25 protein-coding genes and 1 pseudogene are annotated in these 23,055 nt (G+C 38.0%); 9 read left to right on the forward strand and 17 right to left on the reverse strand.

Going from position 1 to position 23,055, the window contains the following annotated elements:
• Positions 1-216: 216 nt before the first annotated feature.
• Positions 217-597, reverse strand: a complete 381-nt coding sequence (locus N824_RS26360) for a helix-turn-helix transcriptional regulator (protein ID WP_235207315.1) — start codon at positions 595-597, stop codon at positions 217-219.
• Between the two features lie 150 nt (positions 598-747).
• Between N824_RS26360 and N824_RS39365 the strand changes: the two are divergent.
• Positions 748-1,157 (forward strand): annotated as a pseudogene (locus N824_RS39365) (ATP-binding protein); the annotation flags it as partial.
• Here N824_RS39365 and N824_RS26365 read toward each other — a convergent pair.
• From N824_RS26365 to htpG, 9 genes are all read right to left on the reverse strand, one after another.
• A complete protein-coding gene (locus tag N824_RS26365; protein ID WP_048908090.1) occupies positions 1,099-1,362 on the reverse strand; it encodes a hypothetical protein in 264 nt (87 codons plus the stop codon). The pseudogene N824_RS39365 and the gene N824_RS26365 sit on opposite strands and share 59 nt — an antisense overlap.
• A 31-nt stretch (positions 1,363-1,393) precedes the next feature.
• Complete coding sequence (locus N824_RS26370) at positions 1,394-2,827, reverse strand: COG3014 family protein (RefSeq protein WP_048908091.1); 1,434 nt, start codon at positions 2,825-2,827, stop codon at positions 1,394-1,396.
• 28 nt (positions 2,828-2,855) lie between these two features.
• The gene (locus tag N824_RS26375; RefSeq protein ID WP_048908092.1) at positions 2,856-3,449 is read right to left on the reverse strand and encodes a penicillin-binding protein activator LpoB; all 594 of its coding nucleotides are present in this window, start codon (positions 3,447-3,449) and stop codon (positions 2,856-2,858) included.
• Positions 3,450-3,488: 39 nt separating this feature from the next.
• Positions 3,489-3,725: a hypothetical protein gene (locus tag N824_RS31095; protein ID WP_152542471.1), complete on the reverse strand. Its 237-nt coding sequence runs from the start codon at positions 3,723-3,725 to the stop codon at positions 3,489-3,491.
• Positions 3,726-3,950: 225 nt separating this feature from the next.
• Positions 3,951-4,538: a TlpA disulfide reductase family protein gene (locus N824_RS26385; RefSeq protein ID WP_048908093.1), complete on the reverse strand. Its 588-nt coding sequence runs from the start codon at positions 4,536-4,538 to the stop codon at positions 3,951-3,953.
• Between the two features lie 33 nt (positions 4,539-4,571).
• Positions 4,572-5,822 carry a hypothetical protein gene (locus tag N824_RS26390; RefSeq protein WP_048908094.1) on the reverse strand — a complete coding sequence of 417 codons (1,251 nt, stop codon included), beginning with the start codon at positions 5,820-5,822 and terminating at the stop codon, positions 4,572-4,574.
• On the reverse strand, positions 5,809-6,345 hold the full coding sequence (locus tag N824_RS26395; protein ID WP_235207316.1) for an RNA polymerase sigma factor: 537 nt from the start codon (positions 6,343-6,345) through the stop codon (positions 5,809-5,811). Before N824_RS26395 ends, N824_RS26390 begins: the two co-directional genes overlap by 14 nt.
• A 149-nt stretch (positions 6,346-6,494) precedes the next feature.
• On the reverse strand, positions 6,495-7,199 hold the full coding sequence (locus N824_RS26400) for a DUF4397 domain-containing protein (protein ID WP_048908096.1): 705 nt from the start codon (positions 7,197-7,199) through the stop codon (positions 6,495-6,497).
• 179 nt (positions 7,200-7,378) lie between these two features.
• Positions 7,379-9,268, reverse strand: coding sequence for a molecular chaperone HtpG (htpG, locus tag N824_RS26405; RefSeq protein WP_200869943.1), 1,890 nt, complete (start codon positions 9,266-9,268; stop codon positions 7,379-7,381).
• A gap of 140 nt (positions 9,269-9,408) precedes the next feature.
• On the opposite strand from htpG, the gene N824_RS26410 reads away from it, so the two are divergent.
• Genes N824_RS26410 through def form a run of 5 tightly spaced genes read left to right on the forward strand, consistent with a single transcriptional unit; the run spans position 9,409 to position 13,905 of the window.
• Positions 9,409-10,389: a DUF2157 domain-containing protein gene (locus N824_RS26410; RefSeq protein WP_048908097.1), complete on the forward strand. Its 981-nt coding sequence runs from the start codon at positions 9,409-9,411 to the stop codon at positions 10,387-10,389.
• The gene (locus N824_RS26415) at positions 10,386-11,564 is read left to right on the forward strand and encodes a hypothetical protein (protein WP_048908098.1); all 1,179 of its coding nucleotides are present in this window, start codon (positions 10,386-10,388) and stop codon (positions 11,562-11,564) included. The genes N824_RS26410 and N824_RS26415 overlap by 4 nt, the downstream gene beginning before the upstream one ends.
• A gap of 37 nt (positions 11,565-11,601) precedes the next feature.
• Positions 11,602-12,054: a hypothetical protein gene (locus N824_RS26420; RefSeq protein WP_048908099.1), complete on the forward strand. Its 453-nt coding sequence runs from the start codon at positions 11,602-11,604 to the stop codon at positions 12,052-12,054.
• Between the two features lie 36 nt (positions 12,055-12,090).
• Positions 12,091-13,320 carry a pitrilysin family protein gene (locus N824_RS26425; protein WP_048908100.1) on the forward strand — a complete coding sequence of 410 codons (1,230 nt, stop codon included), beginning with the start codon at positions 12,091-12,093 and terminating at the stop codon, positions 13,318-13,320.
• An 18-nt stretch (positions 13,321-13,338) separates the two neighbouring features.
• Positions 13,339-13,905 carry a peptide deformylase gene (gene def, locus N824_RS26430; protein WP_048908101.1) on the forward strand — a complete coding sequence of 189 codons (567 nt, stop codon included), beginning with the start codon at positions 13,339-13,341 and terminating at the stop codon, positions 13,903-13,905.
• On the opposite strand, the gene N824_RS26435 is transcribed toward def, so the two are convergent.
• From N824_RS26435 to N824_RS26445, 3 genes are read right to left on the reverse strand one after another with little or no spacing between them, the layout of a single operon-like run.
• A complete protein-coding gene (locus N824_RS26435) occupies positions 13,902-14,543 on the reverse strand; it encodes a hypothetical protein (protein ID WP_048908102.1) in 642 nt (213 codons plus the stop codon). The two genes, def and N824_RS26435, sit on opposite strands and share 4 nt — an antisense overlap.
• Before the next feature lie 54 nt (positions 14,544-14,597).
• A complete protein-coding gene (locus tag N824_RS26440) occupies positions 14,598-14,843 on the reverse strand; it encodes a NifU family protein (RefSeq protein ID WP_048908103.1) in 246 nt (81 codons plus the stop codon).
• 37 nt (positions 14,844-14,880) lie between these two features.
• The gene (locus N824_RS26445; RefSeq protein WP_200869944.1) at positions 14,881-15,957 is read right to left on the reverse strand and encodes an Mrp/NBP35 family ATP-binding protein; all 1,077 of its coding nucleotides are present in this window, start codon (positions 15,955-15,957) and stop codon (positions 14,881-14,883) included.
• 161 nt (positions 15,958-16,118) lie between these two features.
• Here N824_RS26445 and N824_RS26450 point away from each other — a divergent pair, with 161 nt between their 5' ends.
• From N824_RS26450 to N824_RS26460, 3 genes are read left to right on the forward strand one after another with little or no spacing between them, the layout of a single operon-like run.
• Entirely contained in the window at positions 16,119-18,296 is a 2,178-nt protein-coding gene (locus N824_RS26450) for a transglycosylase domain-containing protein (protein WP_048908104.1), read from the forward strand.
• Between the two features lie 33 nt (positions 18,297-18,329).
• A complete protein-coding gene (hpt, locus tag N824_RS26455; RefSeq protein WP_048908105.1) occupies positions 18,330-18,887 on the forward strand; it encodes a hypoxanthine phosphoribosyltransferase in 558 nt (185 codons plus the stop codon).
• A gap of 46 nt (positions 18,888-18,933) precedes the next feature.
• Positions 18,934-19,593, forward strand: a complete 660-nt coding sequence (locus N824_RS26460) for a phosphatidylserine decarboxylase family protein (protein WP_048908106.1) — start codon at positions 18,934-18,936, stop codon at positions 19,591-19,593.
• Here the strand turns inward: N824_RS26460 and N824_RS26465 are convergent.
• The 4 genes from N824_RS26465 to N824_RS26480 all read right to left on the reverse strand — a co-directional run bounded on the left by N824_RS26465 (position 19,590) and on the right by N824_RS26480 (position 23,037).
• Positions 19,590-20,714, reverse strand: a complete 1,125-nt coding sequence (locus N824_RS26465) for a mechanosensitive ion channel family protein (RefSeq protein WP_048908107.1) — start codon at positions 20,712-20,714, stop codon at positions 19,590-19,592. The genes N824_RS26460 and N824_RS26465 overlap by 4 nt on opposite strands.
• 3 nt (positions 20,715-20,717) lie before the next feature.
• On the reverse strand, positions 20,718-21,944 hold the full coding sequence (locus tag N824_RS26470) for a Glu/Leu/Phe/Val dehydrogenase dimerization domain-containing protein (protein ID WP_048908358.1): 1,227 nt from the start codon (positions 21,942-21,944) through the stop codon (positions 20,718-20,720).
• Between the two features lie 249 nt (positions 21,945-22,193).
• Positions 22,194-22,541 carry a 50S ribosomal protein L19 gene (gene rplS / locus N824_RS26475; RefSeq protein ID WP_048908108.1) on the reverse strand — a complete coding sequence of 116 codons (348 nt, stop codon included), beginning with the start codon at positions 22,539-22,541 and terminating at the stop codon, positions 22,194-22,196.
• 202 nt (positions 22,542-22,743) lie between these two features.
• Positions 22,744-23,037: a hypothetical protein gene (locus N824_RS26480; protein ID WP_048908109.1), complete on the reverse strand. Its 294-nt coding sequence runs from the start codon at positions 23,035-23,037 to the stop codon at positions 22,744-22,746.
• Positions 23,038-23,055 lie beyond the last annotated feature (18 nt).

Genomic DNA, 23,055 nt, shown 5'->3' on the forward strand with positions numbered 1-23,055 from the left:
TCCACAATACCTGCAAATCTAGATCCGATATGAACTGGATCTTGAAAAATTTGAACTATCTAAGAAAAATGCCGCCGTTAAGGTAAAAGTTGATTTCCCCTAGCGATTTAGTCATTTCGGGAGTACCTGGTTGGCGTCGGGTAGAACATAACATGCTTCATTCACGGACTAAGCATATTGGCTAGCAAATAAAATGGTAAGGTATCGGATTAGATATCAGATTTTATTACTGAAAGGTATGCAAATTGTCTCACTACTGGTACGACAATTAAAATTCTCAGCAGTACCGAGAGTTTTATAGAATGATACTATATGCGCTTTCCGTAACAAGACTTCAAGTTTTTGTAATTTTTCCTGTTGGGGAATACTTGTTCCATTTTCCCAGGTAAGTATAGTCGAACCGTCAACTTTGAGAAGCTTACCCAGCCTTTTGTTGCTTAATCCATTTCGCCACCTATAAGCCTTTATTCTTCCGGAAAGTGTTGTTTCGTCAAATTCAAGTGGGCAATACCCTAGAAATTTGATAATTCGCGGAAAGTGTGATCTGAGGGACTGAATGGTTTTTCTCCCAAAGGGTGATACAGTCCCTGGTAACATTAATAATCCTTGCTACATCTTTCTGCAAGAGTTTTAGATCCATCCTTTTCTTCCTTATATGATCGCCAATAGTTACACACTCATTCGGGCAAGAAATAGTCATCGGTTTTACCGATTGAGTTTGGAAACGCAAACAAGGCAACGCATGTATGTCCCTGCCGTTTTTATAATCACCCCGAAAAGGAATTTACCTGAGGTCCCGGCATTGTTTAAAAATACCTGAGCAAAATATCAGGACCACTTATAGATCGTAATAGACCTTCATGTAGAAGTTACGCCTGTAAACTTTAATGAACTCACCTCTGCTTTTGAAGCCGAAAAGAGTAAAAAGATAAGAGAACGGGTTATTAAAGCCAGAGATGTTCAGGACTCCAGATTTTCGGCCATCAATACATTGCAATGCTCAAATGAGCCCCAATATGGTCCGCAATATTTGCAAGATAAATAATTCGGGGCAAGTACTGATACATTACCGAAGCCTTGATCGCGACAGTTGGCTGGTTAATCAAGATCATCTTCCACATCTTCTTCGTCCTCCTCTTCAGGAACGTAAGCCATGATTTCTCTGCCGATGTTGTTGATTTCTTCATCTATTTCAAAAACCGGAATAGCTGTTTCGGGGTCAAGTTTTAACCACTGTAAGTCGGTGTCTTTTTGTATGTGAACATATTCTTTGCCGTTTTTAAAGATCACATAAGTATCATTTCCCTCTGGAAATACGGCATAATCTACATCTTCAATGCTAATGTCGAAGGGCTGTTGCATAGTTTTATTCTTTTTATTTCCGGATCTACTATTAACGCAAGGTTGAATAATTATAAAACTGCATTTTTCCAGTTCCGGTGATGTTAATTGTTTTTGTTTCACTATTGCCATTAGCTCCTTTTAATTCCAGCGTAATGGCATTATCTCCTTTTTTTAAAGGGATTCTTGCATAACGGATCTCACTGGGCAAGGTTTGCCAGTTTCGGGTGTCGGCTTTCTCCGAAAGCAAACTATACAACTGCATTCCAAAACCCAATCCCTCAAGTAAAGTATTGTCTTTACCGTCTTTTCCATTTCCTTTAGCACTAGCTTTAAGTACATATTCTGCACTTTTTTTTACCGCCAGGCGGGTAAGTATTTTGCCCATCTCCTTTACAAAACGTTGATCAAGTGTTTTAAACGCAAGTTCATTAATATCTTCTGCCTTTTCAAAGTTTATGGTTGCCTGCCCGTCGGTAATGGTCGCGCTGGTAAAATAAGGCTGCTGAGCAACGTATTTAGGATATGTGGCCCTAAGGCTATTAACGGAGTTTAAATTAATGTCACCGCTTCCATAGGACGTATTATAGGGAATAAACAAGGTGCCTGCAACATTCGTAAACACCAAATCTCCATTAGATCCTCTGATAAGAGAAAAAATAAACTCTTCCTGTTGCTTAACAGGCGCCAATCCATTTTCCCAAAACAGAATAAGCATTCCCCCTTCTGATGGTGGTTCTGGTTGATATTTTAAGTTAAACAGCTCTTCAAACCTGGTTAATTCCGACTTAAAGCCATTCGCATCCGCCATTCTAAGGACATCCAGCTGAAGTTCTTTAGGAAGGGTTGTTCCGTAATAGGTTTTATCCTCGCTTTTCAAATAAACTTCTGCAGCATTTCGATAGGCGATAAAAGCATTGTTAACGTCTCCATCGCTTTCATAAATAAGGCCTTGAAGCATTAGCGAAAACGCGTCTTTAGAATATCTGCTCTCTTTATCATTAAACTTGTCTCCTTGCTCCTGCGATTGTAAAGTAATTCTTCGGGCTTCAACTATGGCATCTTCAGTTTTATGCAGATACAAGTAATTAAGTGCTTTATAATAATGGATCATAAACTTTTCAAAGTCTTCTCCTTTATAGGCCTGGGTCATAGGATTTACAAGAGTCCCCACAACAGCATCCATGGCACCGCCAATTCCATTCTCCAATAGCTGGTCGGCCTCATTAAAGTAACGGTTACTGTTTTCATAATCGCCAATCAGGTGGCTAGATTTTCCTTTCTCCATTAAAAACAGCAGCTTATTCCGCGGTTTCTGAAGTAAGCGGTTCTTATCAAGCTCCTTAACTGCCTCATTATAATTTCCAGTTGCGATTTGTTTATAATAACCCGCGATCTTCTCATTATAAGAAGCACAGCTAAAAAGAAAAAGCATCAATCCTAAAAGAACCGATGCCTTAAGCTTATTCTTACTATTATTTGTCATACTGTTATTTAGCCGGATCAGGATCCTGCTAGTTCTTAACGTATTTAGCAATTTTCTTGTCGCCTATCCATACAACCTCATTGGTTTGTATATCTGTAAGCTCGAGGTTTACCTGATAATAAACTACTTTTTTGCGTTTATGAGAATCAACTATAGAGTTAATTGAGCCTTGCAAAATATAGTCAGCTCCATTTTCCAATCCGAATTTCTTCATGGTAGAAATAGAAGCATTGTCTTGTTGATCGGCTTTCTCTGCACGCAGTTCTTCTCTTTTCTTGCCGCCTTGTACCAAACGAACACGTTCGCTTTGAACAAACGCCTGTTCAACATCTTTTACAAATGTTTCTGCGTCTATATGCTCATGGCTTTTGTTTTGAACAAGACCCACAACCACTACCGGCTTCTTACCTGCTTTAGCTTCAAGATGTGTAGATAGCCATTTAGCTCCCAAAACACTTTGGGTCATTTCCTGAGCAACCATTCTCGAATCGGTGTTGTTCCAGTTTCCGCTAACATCAACAGTACCTGTAGTGTTAATTCTTGTTACTTGTCTGGAGCATGAAGAGATCATTATACCAGAAACTGCAATGGCAGCAAGGGTTAATATTTTTTTAAACTGCATTTTATTAAATATGATTTTATGTAAATGTTGTGTTTTTACTTACCAGCCAAAGCCTGTTCCATAATAGCCCCAATGGCTATTGTAGCGACGACCCCATCCGAAATTTAAAGACGGGTAGTAATAAGAGTTCCCATAATAGGGATAACTGTATAAGCTGCTCTCGTAATTGCGTTCACGACGAAGTTTACGGCGCTCCTCTCTGGCTTCGTACCAATCGTATGCTTTATAGGTGTTTTGCACGGTAGTACCCTGATCTCGGGTTAAAGAATCGGACATGTTCATGTATTTAGCCCTTGCTACTTCGTATCTCGGGTTTTGATYMTRAASCANANGMTKGSNTRCKRWNCCAKAGMKRWRYGYMRYWMMSKYYRTYRWGMMTGCAATAATCATCAAAGTCCTTTTCATAATATAAGGGTTTAACTAAAAGCAAAATTACTTAATATTTTTATTGATTTGTTTATCGATTTACAATCCAAATGTCAATAATCGAGTTAAAAAATGTTAAATCTTAAGGCGCTTTAACTGTTCAATAAATTCAATGAATTTTGAACTTGAATAGTTGGCTGCCCCAGACTCGTTATAAGATAGCCGGCCTTGCTTATCAAAAACAATTGTTGTGGGCAATGCTCCTTTAAAAAGATTTTCAGGAATATTGCTTGCTATGGAATAAACCGGCATTTGATAGCTTCTGTTGTCCATATACTGCTGTGCTTTAGCTAAGTCGCTGTCAGCATCTACCATTATAAACACTACGTCCTTGTCATTCTTGTATTGCTCATAGAACTTGTTGATAGACGGCATTTCTGCCAGGCATGGAGGGCACCAGGTAGCCCAGAAATTAATAAAAATTACCTTGCCCTTTAATGAGCTCAGGTCTGTAACCTTTCCGCTCTTGTCTTCGAATTTAATCCCCGACAAATCCGCCGGAGGTGTTCCCTTTGCTATTGGTTCTGTTTTAGGTTTGAATAAACCGATTTCCATTAAGCCCTGCATTAAAAATGCTTTAGCCGAAGGGACAAATAAAATTACCAGAAACAATGCTATAAAGAACGCATTAACAATATTTTTCCTCGTCATCATCTCTTTCATAGCCAAGCAAAGTTACGCCTTTAAAAATAAACACTAAAAATCCAGCTTAAGCCTTACGCCCGTGCCTATTAATCGCAAATTCTCTTTAGAAACCTCTTTCATTGGAACTTTCATAAAAGGTTCTATTGATACGGCTTTATTTTTAGATATCTTTTGTTTATAGCCAAATGAAAAATTATAGAATCCGATATACCTTCCATCTTTAATTTCAGATTCGGGTGCTGGTTCTACTACCCTTTCATTTACGGCAAATGTCTTAAGCTCCGCCAATCCATCACCACCAGAACTTACAGCACGCTCTACCAATTTTTCCTGAATGTAACTGTTGCTCTGTTTCTGATTAATTACGGCAAATGCAGATACTCCAACATTGGCATACAGGTTTTTACTTAAACGGTACTTCAGTTCAAGTGGAATATCTATACCGGTTACCTTAGCCTCTATTGATTCTAAATTTTTACTTTCGCCAGCAATAGCGGTACTTACAGGAGCAGGCAGGCTTCTTGATGCGGCCATTTCGCTATATGATACGCCGGAGTTTAAGGAGATTTTGTCTGATAAAGCATATCCCATACTTACCCCATAACCCATGTTGAGTTTTTTTGTATTTCCAAATGATGGCGAAACAACAAGTCCCATTTCCCATTTGTCTTCTTTTCGGGGAGTCGATGATTTTGCCAGCGCTTCTCCCTGATTCTTTTTGGTTTCATTGTTTAGAAACTCCTGGAAAAGAGTGGTTTTATTTTCCGTTGCTATTGGTTTCGTTTCTGTTTTAACAATATCTTGCTTAGTATCTGGAACGCGAACCGAAGGCACAACAACGGGATTCGATTTTTCAGCAATTGCTTCTGTAGAGGAGGCCGAAAGGGTCTTTAAAGGCTCTTGAGCAGCGGTATAAACAGATATATTATTGCGTTCTCTTACCGCAGCTAATTGCTCATGTTCCTTCTCTGCTATCGGCAAATCTGCTTCTTTTACAATGTTCTCTTCAATTTTTACAGAAGGGGCAGGTGTTTCCTTTTGCTTATGTCGTACGTTTTGTGCTGGCAATACACCTGTTGTTTTGTTGGTGAAAAGTATAATTGCTGCACCGGCAATAAGTATTACTGCCGCCGCGCTGCTTAAGCGCCACAACCATAATACTTTTGCATTCCTTTTCCCTTCAATTTGATTGAAGTTTTCCCATGAGCCCGGAACATACTCCTCCTCATGCCCTGTCAGACTTTCCTTTATATGAGCTATTAACTCATCTTCAGATCCTTTCATATGTTCAATTGGTTGCATATGAATTAATTAATGTTTTAGAATACAGGTCCCTCAACTTATTCTTGGCTCGTGTAAGGTATACCCTACTTGAACTCTCTGGAATGTTCAACATTTTCGATATCTCATCGTGCGAAAAACCTTCAATTTCATACATATTAAAAATAAGCCGGTGTGTTTCCGGCAATTGATTAAGCAGCTTTAAAATGTCTTGCACATTTAATTGCGACACGGCATTGACTTGTGTAAGCGGTTGCTGATCCTCACTAATATCATCAACATACAAGTATGTCCTTTTTGTTCTTAAAAAATCTATTGCTGTTCTTGATGAAATTCTTGCTATCCAGCCCTTAAAGGCCTTTTGTAATTCGGTGTTATCTTTTGGAAAACTAAATTGCGTTATTCCTTTAAAAATTTTTATAAAACTATCATTTACAAGCTCTTCCGAGTCATTTCTATCGTTAACATAACGCAAAACAACGCCCATTAAATAGCCATAGAATGATTTATAGATCATCTCTTTACTCTTGTTGTCATTCTTCAAACACCCCGCTATAATATCCTCAAGCCCGAGCATTCTTCTTCAGCACAATTAAGAATTCTTCTTATAATCATATCATATAGCGTACAGCAAACCAAATAAATTTAATTTAAGCCGACTTAAATTGCAGGCCGGCTTATTAAATCTTATTGTTAGTGAGTAAAAATAGCTGCTCCAACCTTCATTTCTTCTGTTGTAGCTGCCTTAAGTCCTTTTACCCAAATGGTATAAACTTTTCCGTTCTCAATTTTTTGATCAGCCAACGTTGCAACATCAGCACCGGCAGCGTCTTTAACTTTAAACGATACTTTATCTCCAGCATCAACACTTTCAAAGTTACTATATTCTTTAAATAGTTTATTAGTAGCTACAGGCACATCCTTTCCAACTATTGATAAACTTAATGCAGGAGCGTCAGGGCTAAGGTTTATGAAACGAAGTTTCGCTTTACCAGCACCTGGCATGGTAACAGAATCTTTAACCAACAAGAACTTTACTTTATCAAATGAATCGATAATGAAAAGTGAATATGCCTTTTGATCGGCTAATTTTAATTTTTCTGTTAAAACGCTGGTAGAAGATCCTTTTTTGGTGATTTTTACGTCTCTCTCTCCCGAATAAATTTGCTTATAGTCAATTCTGTTGGTGTAAGCAAAATCATCGTTGTTTACCTTGGTATCTCCAATATAAAAATCTAATTTTTCAGTAGTTGGAGAAGCATGGATAACGTCCATAGCAGATATCGGTTGTGGGGTATAGTCGATCTTATCCTTTGAACAAGACACCAATACTGCTGAGATGGTAACCGCAGCAATAAGTGTTTTCGATATCGCTTTAAATTTGTTTGAAATTTCCATAATGTACTATCTTTTTAAGGGTTGTTTTTTACGATTAATAAAATAAATGGTTAATGGCCATTAACACTTTTTTTCACTAAAACGACTCTGACCGTCAAAACGCTACACCAGCCTTAAAAATAAATATCCCGCCATGAAAAATTCATGGCGGGATATAAATATATTATAAATATGAAAGCTTAGATCAGCTCAACGCTTCTGCTCACAAAAGCCGTTAACTCTGCTCCTGTTAACATTCCCTGAGCAAGCAAAGCTAAATCCACCGCTTGTTTAGCAAGCAGGCTCTGTTCTTCCTCGTTATCTGTTTTAAGAATCTTTCCAATCAATTTATGGTTTCCGTTAATAGCAACCTTATAACTGTCGGGCATATTGCCATAGAAACCCATTCCGCCACCCATTTGGGCCATGTCCTTCATACGGCGCATAAACTCATCCATAGTTACCGTAACAGGTAACTCATCCGGATTTAAGCCCACTACCTCTACATGCATACCGGGTTTAGTTATTGCTTTTTCAAAAATGCTCGACACCGTTTTGCTTTGTTCTTCAGTAAGTACAGACTCAATAGCATCACCTTTTTCAATCAATTTATCAGCTACACTTGAATCTACCCGTTTTAAGGCGGTTTTTTCGAGCTTTTGCTCCAGGTGACTAACAAAGTGATTATCAATAGCAGAATTCATTAACAACACATCGTAATCCTTTTTGTTGGCCGATTGAATAAAACTATCTTGTTTTGAAGGGTCGTTTGAGTAGATATAAACTACCTGCCCGTTTTTATCCGTCTGGAAATCTTTAACTTTTTCACGGTATTCATCAAGCGTAAAGTTTTCATTCTTGGTGTTTGTTAGCAATGCGAAATCTTTTGCTTTATCATTAAATTTCTCTTCACTTACCATTCCGTATTTTACGAACAACCCGATATCTCCCCACTTTTCTTCATATCCTTTACGGTCTTTGTTAAACAACTCCTGAAGTTTATCGGCTACCTTTTTAGTGATGTAGCTGTTGATTTTTTTAACGTTACTATCTGCCTGTAAAAAGCTTCTTGATACGTTCAAGGGAATATCTGGTGAGTCAATAACACCGTGCAATAACATTAAGAACTCTGGCACAATATCTTTTACCTCATCGGTAATAAATACCTGACGTGAAAACAACTTGATCTTATTGCGCTGCATATCAAAATCATTTTTCACTTTAGGGAAGTACAATACTCCTGTTAAGTTAAAAGGATAATCTACATTTAAGTGGATCCAAAACAATGGATCTTCAGAAAATGGATACAATTGCTTGTAAAATGCAAGATAGTCTTCATCTGACAAATCTGCAGGCGCCTTAGTCCAGATCGGATTAGTCGTATTGATAATGTTATCAACCTCTACGCCTATAGTTTTTGGTTTTCCTTCTTCATCTTCGCCATCTGGTTCCTGAACTGTTTTTGTTCCAAACTTAATTGGTACCGGTAAAAATTTACCATACTTATCAAGAATCTCTTCTATTTTATGATTGTCTAAAAACTCTTCAGACTCTGCATTTATGTGGAGGATAATTTCAGTACCTCGTGTTGTTTTGCTTCCAGCAGTAATTTCAAACTCAGTGCTGCCATCACAAATCCATCTTGCTGGCTCTGCGCCTTCCTGATATGACAACGTTTGGATCTCTACTAAATCAGACACCATAAACGCCGAATAAAAGCCTAAACCAAACTTACCAATGATCTCATTTGCATCTTTTGCGTCTTTAAATTTCTCTACAAACTCACTTGCTCCGGAAAATGCAACCTGATTAATATATTTTTTGATCTCTTCGGCAGTCATCCCCAAACCGTTATCGGTAATGGTAATGGTCTTCTTTTCTTTGTCAACAGCAACCTCAACTAAAGGGTTACCCAGCTCTCCGCTGTACTGACCAAGGGCTGCCAAGCGTTTAATTTTTTGTACCGCATCAACGGCATTTGAAACAAGCTCTCTTAAAAAGATCTCGTTATCGGAATATAGGAATTTCTTGATGATTGGGAAAATGTTCTCCGTGTGAATGGATATCGTTCCTTTTTCTTCTATGCTCATATGTTAACTCATTTTTAAGTACATAGGCTCCCTATCAAGGGATGTTCCAAATTACTTTTTGTTGTCAAATTGACAGTAAGTAACATTTACACGACATCTTTTTTGTATACTTGAGTATCCTATGATCAACATCTCAACCAATGAACATTGAACTTTTTAAAAAGCTTTTCGAAGAAGACTGTATTTCCGAAGATTCATTCGAAAGGATCAAAAACGCTCCTCGAACCACCTTGTTTTCTTTGCACTGGGAGGTAAAAACTTTGCTTTACCTCGGTGTAATGTTGTTAAGTTCCGGCCTGGGCATTCTCATCTATAAAAACATAGACACAATTGGCCATCAGGTCATTTTATTAATCATTGCCGCCATCAGTGCCGGATGCTTTTTTTACTGCTTTAAGCATAAGAAGCCCTTTAGCAAAGAGTTGATAAAATCTCCGAACTCATTTTTTGACTATATCCTCCTTCTGGGCTGCCTTAGCTTTTTATCATTTGTTGGTTATTTGCAATTCCAGTATACCGTATTTGGCACCAACTACGGAATGGCCACTTTCATCCCTATGGTTGCATTGTTTTATATTGCCTATGAGTTTGATCATCTGGGCATTTTAGCGATGGGGATAACCAATTTGGCCATTTGGATGGGAGTATCCGTAACTCCAAAACAATTGTTACTAAACGCTGATTTTAATAGTCAGACTGTTATATTTACTTACCTGTTACTTGGGTTATTATTACTTCTTGCTGCCTACCTGACTGTTTATTTTAACTTTAAAAAGCACTTCAGATTTACATACCAGCATTTCGGCGTGCACCTTTCCTTTATATCGCTATTAGCAGGCTACTTCTTTTATTACGATTCAGGCTTTGCATTTCTATTCATGGCAGCCCTGTTTGCGCTGGCCTTTTATATTTATAAAGATGCCATGAAACATCAGTCTTTCTACTTCTTGTTACTGGATGTTATTTATACTTATATAGCCATTAGCACCTTGGTAGTAAGGGGCCTTTTCGCGATGAAAGATGATGCATCAATCACCCTTTCCTTTATGTATTTTATCGCCTCTGCAATTGGTATTATATTTCTATTAATTAACCTCAACAAGAAAATTAAAGCCGTATGATTATTTACAACAACATTTGGCTGGCTAATTTATTAATTAGAGAAGAAGCACAAAAAGCCCGTAAAGCCGAGACAATAAGTATCGAGGAGCAAAAGAAAATAGAGGAAAAACATCCTGTAGGATTTTATTCTCCTAATATTTTTATCAGAATAGGCTTGTTTATTCTAACCTGCATCATTGTTTCCTTTTCCATTGGATTGCTAATACTTATGGTAAGTAACACGAATATTATTGACAAATGGGGCTTTTCATTCTTTGTAGGAATACTTACCTACATCGCCCTTGAGATAATGGTCAGAAAAAGCAATCACTTTAAATCAGGAGTTGATGATGCCTTAATGTGGATCTCAGGGGGCTTACTTTTAACTGCATTTATTATCCTGCAAGCAGATCTAAGCAGCAATTTTCCGTATTCACGCATTTCATTCTTTCTATGCTTATTAGCCCTGTACTATGCCCTTCGCTTTATAGATATGTTAATGACAGCCATAAGCCTTTTTGCGCTTATTGCCACGATCTTTTTTGTTTGGAAAGACCTTTTTTCATGGGGAATGTCAACCATGCCTTTTTTAATGATGATTGCTTGTTCAGGAATTTATTTTTTATCCAAACGGAGCGTAGGAAAAAAAGCTACCCTCTTTTATACCAACTGCTTGTATGTAGTACAGATTGTAAGTTTGCTTGTTTTATATCTGGCAGGAAATTATTACGTGGTACAATCGCTTAGCCCCGCTAGCGAAGGCATATACGATAGCGCTGAACCGGCTACTGTTCCTTTTGGGTTTTTCTTCTGGGCATGGACTATCCTCATCCCTTTTATTTATTTAGGGCTTGGAATAAAAAACAAGGATGTAATCATTTTACGAACAGGCCTGATCCTGATAGCCGCAGCAGCATTTACTTTCAGAAACTACTATCATCTCATGCCAATTGAAGGCGTGCTTAGCATTGTCGGGATCATCCTTTTAGGAATCTGTTATATGGTAATGAAATACCTTAAAACACCTAAACACGGCTTCACGTATGAAGATTTAGAGGACGACAATTTTATGGATAAACTAAAAGTAGAATCACTCATTGTATCTGAAACTTTCTCTGGCACCCAGCCTCAGGGCGACAATACCAGGTTTGGTGGTGGAGACTTTGGAGGTGGGGGGGCCAGTGGTAATTTCTAAAGAAATCGTTATCTTGAGCTAACTTAATGCTTTAAGAATGAACTCTTCCAAATTAAAAGCAATGCAAACCATACATCTTGCATTCTGCCTGGCCATCGTTTTAATGGCAGCCACCTCGTATCTAACCGTTAAAGATCGTCTTTACCTGGATGCCGATTTGAATCAGAATGATGTATTCTTTCCGCTATTTCCTTTGATTGGTCTTGTTTCAATTGCATTAGGACAATTCTTGTTCAAAAAGCAGTTATCTAATGTTCAGGAACTTTCTGCAGATGACAAGATCAATAAATATCAAGTTGCTTTCTTAATGCGCACCGCTCTTTTTGAGCTTCCTGCTCTGTTAAATATTGTTGGCTTTCTGGTAAGCGGCAACATTGTGTTTTTGATTGCAGGAGTTGTTTTTTTCATGCTCTTGGTATCAGCAAGGCCAAGCAAACAGGCTATTACTGAGGCCTTAAACCTGAATTATCCGGATACAGAAAAATTATAATCGCATGATATATTTCTCTGTATCTTTGCACAATTAATGGAATACAACGTTCACACCTTGCCTAATGGCATCCGCCTACTTCATGTACCGTCTGCATCAGCAATATCTCATGCCTGTATTATTATAAATAGTGGCTCCAGAGATGAGAGTGATAAAAATGCAGGCCTGGCCCATTTTATAGAGCATCTGATTTTTAAACGTACCGAGAAGCGCAGCACAAATCAAATACTAAACAGACTTGAAAGTGTAGGCGCAGACTTAAATGCCTACACCACAAAAGAGTATACATGCATCCATGCTTCATTTCTAAATCCTTATTTAGACAGAACCCTGGAACTTTTTAACGATATCGTTTTTCATTCTACATTTCCTGAGGATGAAATGGATAAAGAGAAAAGTGTGGTATTGGATGAAATAGCCTCCTACCTTGATCAGCCGGAAGAAGCTATTTATGACGATTTTGAGGATATGGTATTCTCCGGACACGCACTTGGACGTAATATACTGGGGACAACAGAAAGTGTAAGCAAAATCACTCAGAAAGATATCCATCAGTTTATAAAGGAAAACTACCATACCGATAAGATGGTGATTGCGGTATTGGGCAATTATTCTTTAAATAAGGTAGTAAAAGTTGGCGCAAAGCACTATTCGGAAATTCCGGCTAACCTCCATACATCAACCAGGCACGCTCCCTTACGGGCTCCTGTTGTTACTAAAACATTCAATAAGCCAATCCAGCAAGCCCATGCAATGCTGGGTTCTCAGGCATACTCTTTACACCACCCTTATAAAACAGGTTTGTTATTATTAAATAACCTTCTTGGGGGCAATGGCATGAGTTCTATACTGAACCTTCAGATCAGAGAAAAGTATGGAATTGCCTATACCATTGAATCTGGCTATAGCCCATTAAGTGACACGGGTATTTTTACCCTTTATTTTGGCACTGATAAGGAAAAAGTAAATAAGGCAAGTGCGCTTATTTTTAAAGAGCTGAAAAAGCTTCGCGATAATCACTTCAGCGAAGTGCAACTCCAAAAAGCTAAGAATAAATTCATCGGACAGATTGCCCTGGGCGAAGAAAACCGAATCGGGCTCATCATTTCTATGGCCAAAAGCCTTATTGACTATGATAAAATAGACGATCTCGAAACCGTTTTCAGCAAGATACAAGCAGTATCAACAACAGATATTGGTAATATTACCAATGAAATATTAGATGAAAGTAATCTTAGTGCGCTAACTTTTTATCCTTTAGGGTAATATTTGTATTTTTGCAGAATGAAGTTACCCATTGTAGCATACGGAGATCCGGTTTTGAAAAAAGTATGCGCTCCAATTGATGAGACATACCCGGATTTGGCACAGCTAATCACCAATATGTTCGACACCATGTATAACGCAAGCGGTGTTGGCTTGGCAGCCCCTCAGATTGGGTTACCAATACGCCTGTTTATTGTTGATACTGGCGCTGATGAAAAAGATAAAAACCGTTTTAAAAAGGTATTTATCAATGCTGAAATTCTGGAAGAAACCGGAGAACCATGGGCTTTTAATGAAGGATGCTTAAGTATTCCCGATATCAGAGAAGATGTGACCCGTAAACCAAATGTTCTTATAGAATATTATGATGAGAATTGGGAGCTTCATACCGAAGAATTTACAGGCATGCCTGCGCGTGTTATTCAACACGAATATGACCATATAGAAGGTACTTTATTTACTGATAAATTAGGATTGTTGCGGAAGAGAATGCTTCAAAGCAAGTTGGATGCAATTTCTAAAGGCAATATAAAGGCCGATTATAAGATGCGTTTCCCTAATCAGCACAAAGGTAAAAAGCGCTAATTATCGGCGCTTCTACTCTTATCCCCTTTAAAGATAGACTGCATTAGTTTACCCCATGCAAATGGATTAAGTAAAGGATTAGTCTGAACCATGTTCTTATTTAGCGACCTTTCATGGTTTGTTCTGAAATTTGTGCTCTGAATCTCTCCACCATCTCTTGGAAGGGTTTGCATTAAACCAGACAGGCTTTCTTGTGACAGGTTTTTAGCGGCAATGGCATAATCATCATCCGCTATCTTCATAGACATAAAGTCCCTCGTGAATTCCTCCACAGTTGCCCATGGATAAACCCGAACAGTGGGAAGGTTTATGATTTCGGCTTTCAGTTTAATCATAGCCGTATACTTGGTGTCATTAATTACAGAGGGAACCGCTAAAAGCAAGTCTTTATAACCTACCGCGGTATACAAAATTGTATCTCCTGGATGGGCTATAAAAGAAAAGAATCCTTTATAATTGGCAGCATAACGCTGCTCCTTATTCGATAAATTTGTAACCGTAACATAAGGCACAACAGTATTACTATCCACATCGGTAATAATTCCGGAAAATTGGATCAATTTCTTATCCGTAGTTATTTGCTGTGCAAATATCGAAGAAACGAAAAGAAGCAATATTAAGGTGAACGAATACTTCATGTTACAAAATTAGCTGTATTTGGTAAAACGGCTAGTTAAATAGTGTTAAATCGTTTATACTGGTTCAGCTAAATTTATAGCTACCACTGAGGTAATTTGTGGTACTGCCTTCATAATTGCTTGTTCAATGCCCGCCTTCATTGTCATAAAGCTCATTTTGCAGGATCCGCAGTTACCTAATAATTTTAATTTAACTACATTCTCCGGCGTAATCTCTTCAATCGCAACATCTCCACCATCCGCTATTAAATACGGACGAATGGTCTCTAGTGCCTGCTCTACTTGTTCTGTTAAATTCATTGGTTATATTTTATTAAAGTATAAAAATAGTAAATTTTTAGCAATTAGCAGTTTGTGCATTATTTATAGCTACTTGCTGAGCTACTCTTCCTGCTATTTCTGCGAATGCTCCAGAAAGCACACTCTCTGTATTTAAGGCTATAGGCGCTCCATTATCTCCTGCTTCTGCAATGCTTTGTACAATTGGAATTTCACCTAAAAACGGCACATCAAAAGATTTTGCCAATTCTTTACCTCCATCTTTACCAAAAATATAATACTTACTCTCTGGCAATTCTTCAGGTGTAAAATAAGCCATATTTTCGACAACTCCTAAAACAGGAATATTGATGCCTGGCATTTTAAACATAGCTAAACCTTTTCTGGTATCAGCTAAAGCCACCTGCTGAGGAGTAGTAACAATGACAGCCCCGGTAATTGGGAAGCTTTGCGTAATGGTGATGTGGATATCTCCGGTACCCGGAGGAAGATCTACAATCAGGTAATCAAGCTCGCCCCAGTCTGCATCATTAAACAACTGCTTTACCGCATTCGAAGCCATTGGTCCGCGCCACGGCACTGGCTGGTCAGGATCTGCAAAAAAACCTAACGACAGTAGCTTTATCCCGTACTTTTCAATTGGCAAGATAAGGGTTTTACCGTCTTCCGTTTCCCTGGCACTTGGCTTCGCACCAACCAGATCAAACATTGTAGGCACAGATGGCCCATAAATATCTGCATCTATCAAACCAACTTTTGCTCCATCAGCAGCTAAAGACACTGCAAGATTACTTGCAACGGTCGATTTCCCTACACCTCCTTTTCCAGATGAAACCAGAATGATATTTCTGATGTCTTTTAACTGGGTACTATCCATTGGCTTGGTTACCCTCGAAGTAATATTGATACTTACCTCTGCCTGCTGGCTAACAAAATGTTTAATCGCGTTTAGACAGGCATTCTTAAGCATATCCTTCATAGGACACGCAGGAGTAGTCAATTCTAAGGTAAAACTTACGTTCTTATCTTCTATTTTTAAATCTTTGATCATGTTCAAAGTCACCAGATCTTTTTTAAGGTCTGGGTCTTCAACATTTCTCAAGGCTGCAAGGACTTGTTCTGGGCTAATAATCATTGTTACAAATTTAACTAAAACTCCCCAAGCATTCATGGCTCTTGGTTACATTATTGCAAATGGGTGAATAATTTTAATTGACTTTAGCGTTTTTAGTGTAATTTTAACACGAAATAAACATTTATATTTAACGTTTAGCAATAAAAATTTTATTCTACAGCATGCATCTTCCAAAAATTAATATCCCTAAAAAATACATAAAGATAGGAGCGTGGGTTTTAGGCTGTTTTCTAGTGATTTGTATTACGGTTGGTGCCATTGCCTACAACAAAAGAGAAGCTTTACTAAAGACAATGATGGCCAAAGCAATTGCAAAAGCCGACAAAGACTTTAATCTGAATATTAAAATTGGAACGGCTGGCTTTAGTGGTCTTAGTACTGTTCACATGACCAATATTACAATTGTCCCTAAAGATAGAGATACCTTAACCACCATCAACGATCTGACCGTAGGTGTTAAGCTGTTTCCTTTAATTGTTGGCAATGTAAAATTATCGGAGGTTACGCTAAATACGGGTAAAATAAATATTGTATTTAAAGATTCACTTAGCAATCTCGACTTTATTCTAAAACGTAAAAAGAAAGATAGCACCGAGAAAAAATCTAAGGTAGATCTTGGTGATTTAGCCCACAACCTACTCAATCAGTTTCTTTATAAAATACCGGACAACATGGAGGTTAAAAACCTGATGTTAACCGTTAATGATAATGACACCGCCCATTTAAAGTTCTTAACCACCACTGCAACAATAGACGATGGCGACCTAACGTCTACAATACTTGTAAATGATAAAGATGCAACCTGGCATATAAATGGAAAATTAAAGCCCGGAAAAAAACAGCTGGATGTGATGCTGTTTGCAGACAAAAGCCCTGTTCAGCTTCAGTATCTTAATGATAAACTGCATGCCAAGTTTAGCTTTGACACCGTCAGAACAGAGATGAAAAATGCAGACTACAGCGGCGATGCTTTCAAAATAGAAGGCTCCTGGTCGGTAAAGAACTTATTGATCAATCATCCAAAAATCGCATCCAATGATATTGTTGTGCCCGATGCAAAGATTGACGCCGATATGCTTATCGGAGAAAATTACCTTGCCCTGGATAGTTCCTCAACAATTCTTTTAAAAAATGCGACCATACACCCGTACCTAAAATACACCCTTTCTCCTAACAAAATCTATGAGCTAAAGGTTCGTGCTCCTGAACAAGATGCTCAAGAGCTTTTCAACTCTTTTCCGCATGGGCTATTCGAATCGCTGGAAGGATTAAAAGTGAGCGGAAAGCTTAAGTACGATCTTGATTTTTATCTTGATAGCGCTTTGCCAGACAGTGTTAAATTTTACTCCGGGTTAACGCCTACAAATTTCAAGATCTTAAAATTAGGTAAAACCAACCTGCAGAAAATTAATAAGGACTTTATATATACACCATACGAGCGCGGAAAACCTATGCGCGATATCATGATAGGCCCTTCCAATCCTAATTACACCCCGCTTTCACAGGTTTCGAGCAACTTTAAAAATGCAATATTAACCTCCGAAGATCCTTCTTTCTTTACACACAAAGGCTTCGTTCAGGAATCAATTCGCAAATCTTTTGCGGTAAACTTTAAAGAGAAAAGGTTTGTTCGTGGTGGCAGTACCATTTCCATGCAATTGGTTAAGAACATTTTTTTAAGTCGACAAAAAACCCTTGCACGCAAAGCAGAGGAAATACTAATCGTTTGGCTCATAGAAAACAACCACCTTATTACTAAAAACAGGATGCTTGAAGTCTATTTTAACATTATTGAAATGGGCCAGAATGTTTACGGTATCGGTGAAGCCACAAGACATTATTTTGGAAAAAGACCATCAGACCTGAATATTGGAGAAGGCATATTCCTTGCAAACATAGTTCCCAGACCTAAAATAGCCTTATATAAATTCAGAGGTGATGGTGGCCTTAAGGACTATATGTATCCGTACTTTAAATACATTGGTAACATTATGGCCAAAAGGGGGTTAACTCCTCCGGATACCAGCGGTTATGGCTTCTATAACGTTCATCTAAGAGAAGGACTACGCCAATATTTATTGCCTGACACCACCACCATTGATACAAATGCTTTTGACAGTGATGACCCTCTGCCTGCAATAGAAACACACGATGCCTCTAAAAACTTGTTTGACCGGTTATTTGGCGGAGAAGCCAAAAAAGATTCTGTCTCAAAACCGAATATAACTGTTGATACAGTGAAGAAAACCAGGAAACAACTAAGAGAAGAAAAAAGAGAGCTGCGAAGAAAAGAAAAGGCCCTGGAAGAGGAACTCGAAAAGCAGAAAAAAGAAAACTAATAATCGACTCTCTTATTGGTTAATCGCGTAACTATGAACACAATTCAAATAGAAGATAAAGAATTCGAAATCTTAATTCAAAATGACAATATTGCCAAGCGAACCCGCTTAATCGGCATCCAAATAAATGTAGATTACGAGGATCGCTGCCCTATATTTATTGGCATTTTGAATGGGAGCTTTTTGTTTATGGCCGACCTTTTAAAAGAGATTACCATATCCTGCGAAGTAGGGTTTATCAAAGTCTCATCTTATGAGGGCACAGAAAGCAGTGGTAACATCAGAGAGACCTTTGGTTTGCCTAACGACCTGAAGGATAGAGATGTCATTCTGATTGAAGACATTGTTGATACCGGACTTACCCTCAGCTATATTCTCGCTGAAGTATACAAACAAAACCCGGCCTCCGTTAAAGTTTGTTCCCTGTTATTAAAACCAGCCGCACTAAAAAGCCCAATTGAAGAACTGGAATATGTAGGGTTTGAGCTCAGTAATGAATTTGTTGTTGGCTATGGACTAGACTATAATGGTCTCGGAAGAAACCTTAATGATATCTACAGAGCCAAAACTGTTGCCTCTGTTTTACCGTAATCCGATATTTTTTTCCCAATTTTGCACCAAACATATTACTAAAAGAATGACCATACACAAAGAAGGATATACCACAATAGCCGTTTCACTACTCTTCATCTTTATAATTAATGCAGTTGTTGACTATAAATTTGCAGACATTACCTGGTTAAGGTGGTTCATTTATATTTTTTCTTTTGCACTGTTTGTTACCGTACTACAGTTCTTCAGAAACCCTAGCCGTACATTTACAACCGGTGATAATCTGGTAATCTGCCCTGCCGATGGGAAAGTTGTAGTAATAGAAGAAACTCAGGAAGGTGAGTATTTTAAAGACAAAAGATTACAGGTGTCCATATTTATGTCGCCGGTAAACGTACACATTAACAGAAACCCTATTTCGGGAGTAGTTAGATTCTTCAAATACCATCCTGGCAAGTATCTGGCTGCCTGGAACCCAAAATCATCAACAGAAAACGAGCGTACAACCGTTGTAGTGGAACATAAAAATGGCACCCCGGTATTATTCAGACAAATTGCAGGTGCACTTGCCCGACGCATTGTTTGGTATATCAAAGAGGGCGACAATGTTGAGCAGTCTGAACAATTCGGCTTTATTAAATTTGGCTCAAGAGTAGATATATTTTTACCTATTGGCACCAAAGTTAACCTTGAACTTGATCAGGTTGTAAAAGGCGGTATTACCGTTTTGGCCGAACTTTCTTAAAGCGGTTTTCCGGCAGGGGGAGCATCAGTTACAGAGCGCTGCGTAGGATAGGCAAATCCCGATTTATGGGCCTCAACTATCTCGATGAGCTTAAAATTAATCTCCTCCTTAACCTTAACATGCTGACTAAATTCCATGTTTATCACAAGGTACACAACCTGGATATTTAAGGCGAAATCCCCAAAATTATCAAAAGTGGCATAGCCATCCCTTGTATTGGAATCATTTTTCAAGAATGTATTGATATCATCTAAAATCTTTTTAATATCCTCACGCTTCGTTTCATAAGTAATTCCGATATGGAAGTTCACCCTTCTGTAGTTCCTTAATGTAACATTTTCCAGAACCCCATCAATCATTGCCCTGTTCGGGATAACAATTGTTGTCTTATCCGGACTTATCAGCCAGGTGCTTCTAAAACCAACCTTTTCTATAGTTCCCTCAATTCCATCAACCTTAACCACATCCCCTACAGTAAATGGCTTATCCAGAAATATCGTAAAAGAGCCTATTAGATTCTCTAAACTCTCTTTAGCCGCCAGGGCTATAGCTATACCTCCAATACCTAAGCCGGTAATTAATGTTAGCACATTGATTTCAAAAACAAAACCCAACAGTACAAAGAAGCCCAAAAAGCAGATTAAGGTTTTTGTTAACTCCTTTAAAAATGGAATTAACTGATCATCAGCTTTATTATTAGTTATGGATGCTTTATACTTTAAAACATGAGCTATAAAGTCAATTATCCTTAAAATAATCCAGAATATAGATAGAATGATCAGGAACAAAAAAATCTTATCGATACAATCCCCTATAGTCACCTCAAGCTTAGATTTTGCCTTGTGCCATATGATAACATCCAATGGATATTTTAATTGATTTACGGCAAGATAAAGCGCACAAAATGTAATGAAAGATTCGATGGGCTTTAAAAGCAGCGATACAAACGTGTCATCTTTAATATTTTCTGCAAATTTTTTAAATGCCGTAAAGATCAAAAGACTAAACAGACGAGATACCAGTCTTTTAAAAATCAGGCCCAATAAAATGAACCCTCCAAAAAGACAGTATTGCTTTACTGTGTTTCCCCAAAATACCTGATCGAAAATATTAATATCCATAGTTTATACCAATTGTTTTAGTGCGATTTCAAAGGCTGTTCTAGACAAGCCGGTTTTAGCTGTATCGTGCTTATAAACAGCCTTCATTGCTTTATATATTACTTCAGATGCATCAGAAAAAATAGCATCGTCACTCATCTCTACATTTCTTTGCATTAAATATGCAAATACTCTGGCCATGCCGCAATTGGAAATAAAATCAGGAATCACAGCAACGTGATTGTCCGCATGTTCCATAATGCTGCCAAAGAAAATCTCTTTATCCGCAAAAGGAACATTTGCACCACAGGCAATCACTTCAAGCCCGCCAATTATCAACTGATCTACTTCTTCCTGCTTTACCAGACGGGAGGCAGCAGCAGGAACAAATATTTCTGCCCCGATGTTCCAGATCTCCTTATTCGCTTCCTCAAAAGACAACAACGAAGGAGATATCAATGTATTACCCGTCCTGTTGTTAAACAGCCCGATAATTTCCTCGGCAGTAAAGCCATTCGTGTTAATTAGCCCACCAACACGATCAATTATTCCAACAATTTTTACGCCATTTTGAGCAAGATAGTATCCTGCAGCGGCAGCAACATTACCCCAACCCTGAATAATTGCTTTTTTACCCCCTAGCTCGCCGCCCCAGATCTTATAAAAATGTCCAATTGATTCTGCAACACCATAACCGGTAATCATATCAGCTACCTTATACTTTCTTTTAATATCCGGAGTGTAGTTCAAATCTTCAAGAACCTTTGAAACGCCATAGCGTAACTGACCAATCTGATGAATGCGTTCATTCTCTCTGGCTTGATAATGTCCATTGATCACCCCTTCCTGAGGATGCCATAAGCCATAATCTTCAGTTATAGGAATAACCTCATGAATTTCATCAATATTTAAATCGCCCCCGGTACCATAATAGCTTTTTAGCAAAGGCATTACGGCCTTGTACCACCTTTCCAGTACCTGCGCTTTTCCTGGATCTGCAGGATCGAAATTAATTCCCGATTTGGCCCCTCCTATTGGCGGCCCCGATACGGTAAACTTCACCTCCATGGTTTTTGCTAAAGACTCCACTTCTCGCTTGTCTAGACCCTTACGCATTCGGGTACCTCCACCCGCAGCACCGCCCCGTAGTGAATTAATAACTACCCAGCCTTCAGCTTCAGACTCCTTGTCTTTCCATTCAAAGACAATCTCAGGTCGTTTATCCTCAAATTTTTTTAATAGTTCTTTCATCAATGTTCCAGTTAGTTCCAGAATGAAACTGACCATATCATTTTTTCCCTTTAGTGGGTAATGATGTGCTTAGTTAAATCCAGATAAGTTAGTTACAACAAACTTAGATAAAAGCAACTATGCATTTACGATCCACCATTAAAATAATGATAAATCATAATTAATTATTCCAGAACAGAGTGGTTTCGGTCCAAACAAAAAAACCTCCCCGATACAATCGGGAAGGTTAATATGCTTTTTCTAAAAAAATTAAACTCTTTTAGATTTGATACGAGCTGCTTTACCAGTTAACTCACGTAGATAGAATAATTTCGATCTGCGAACTTTACCGTGGCTGTTAACTTCAACTTTAGCGATGTTTGGAGAATTTATCGGGAAGATACGTTCAACACCAACACCATTAGACATTTTACGAACGGTAAACGTTTCATTAGCACCAACGCTATTACGTTGTAATACTACACCTTGGTAAATTTGAATACGTTCTTTATTACCTTCGCGAATTTTATAGTGAACACTCACTGTATCTCCTGATTTGAATGCAGGAAACTCATTTTTTGCGATTACCTGCTCTTCAACAAATTTTACTAAATCCATGATTTTAAGCTATTAAGCCGATTTTTTGTTGTTTAAAATCGGACTGCAATATTAGGAATTTTATTTTAGAAATAAAAGTGATTTTTATTTTTTTCCACATTCTTTATTATTTCCACATATTCAAAAGCAAATATACTCATTCTTCAGATAAATAATTCGGCCAATAAAGCCCTTGTAAAGCGGGTTTATCCATGGCTACTCGCTAAGCACTAAAAGCTTCAGTATTATGATATTCCATGATCAAAACACTCTGGGCCTCACAACAAATTTTTGAATTGGCCAGCTCTCCAATTTTCCTATTAAACATGATCTCCAGTTTTCTTACCATTTCATAAGGAATATCAACCTTATCAGTAACTTTTAACTTCCTGTAATTATGAAAAGCATTAGAAGGAATTCCCAATTCACGTGGGATAATCGTTAGCGCGGCCTTATAATTTGATAAATTTAACTTTCTTCTTGCTTCATCAATTTTATATTCTCTTTGTTCTTTCATGATATAATCTTGTCAGTT

This window comes from Pedobacter sp. V48 (assembly GCF_000523515.1).
In the GTDB taxonomy this organism is placed as follows: Bacteria; Bacteroidota; Bacteroidia; order Sphingobacteriales; family Sphingobacteriaceae; genus Pedobacter.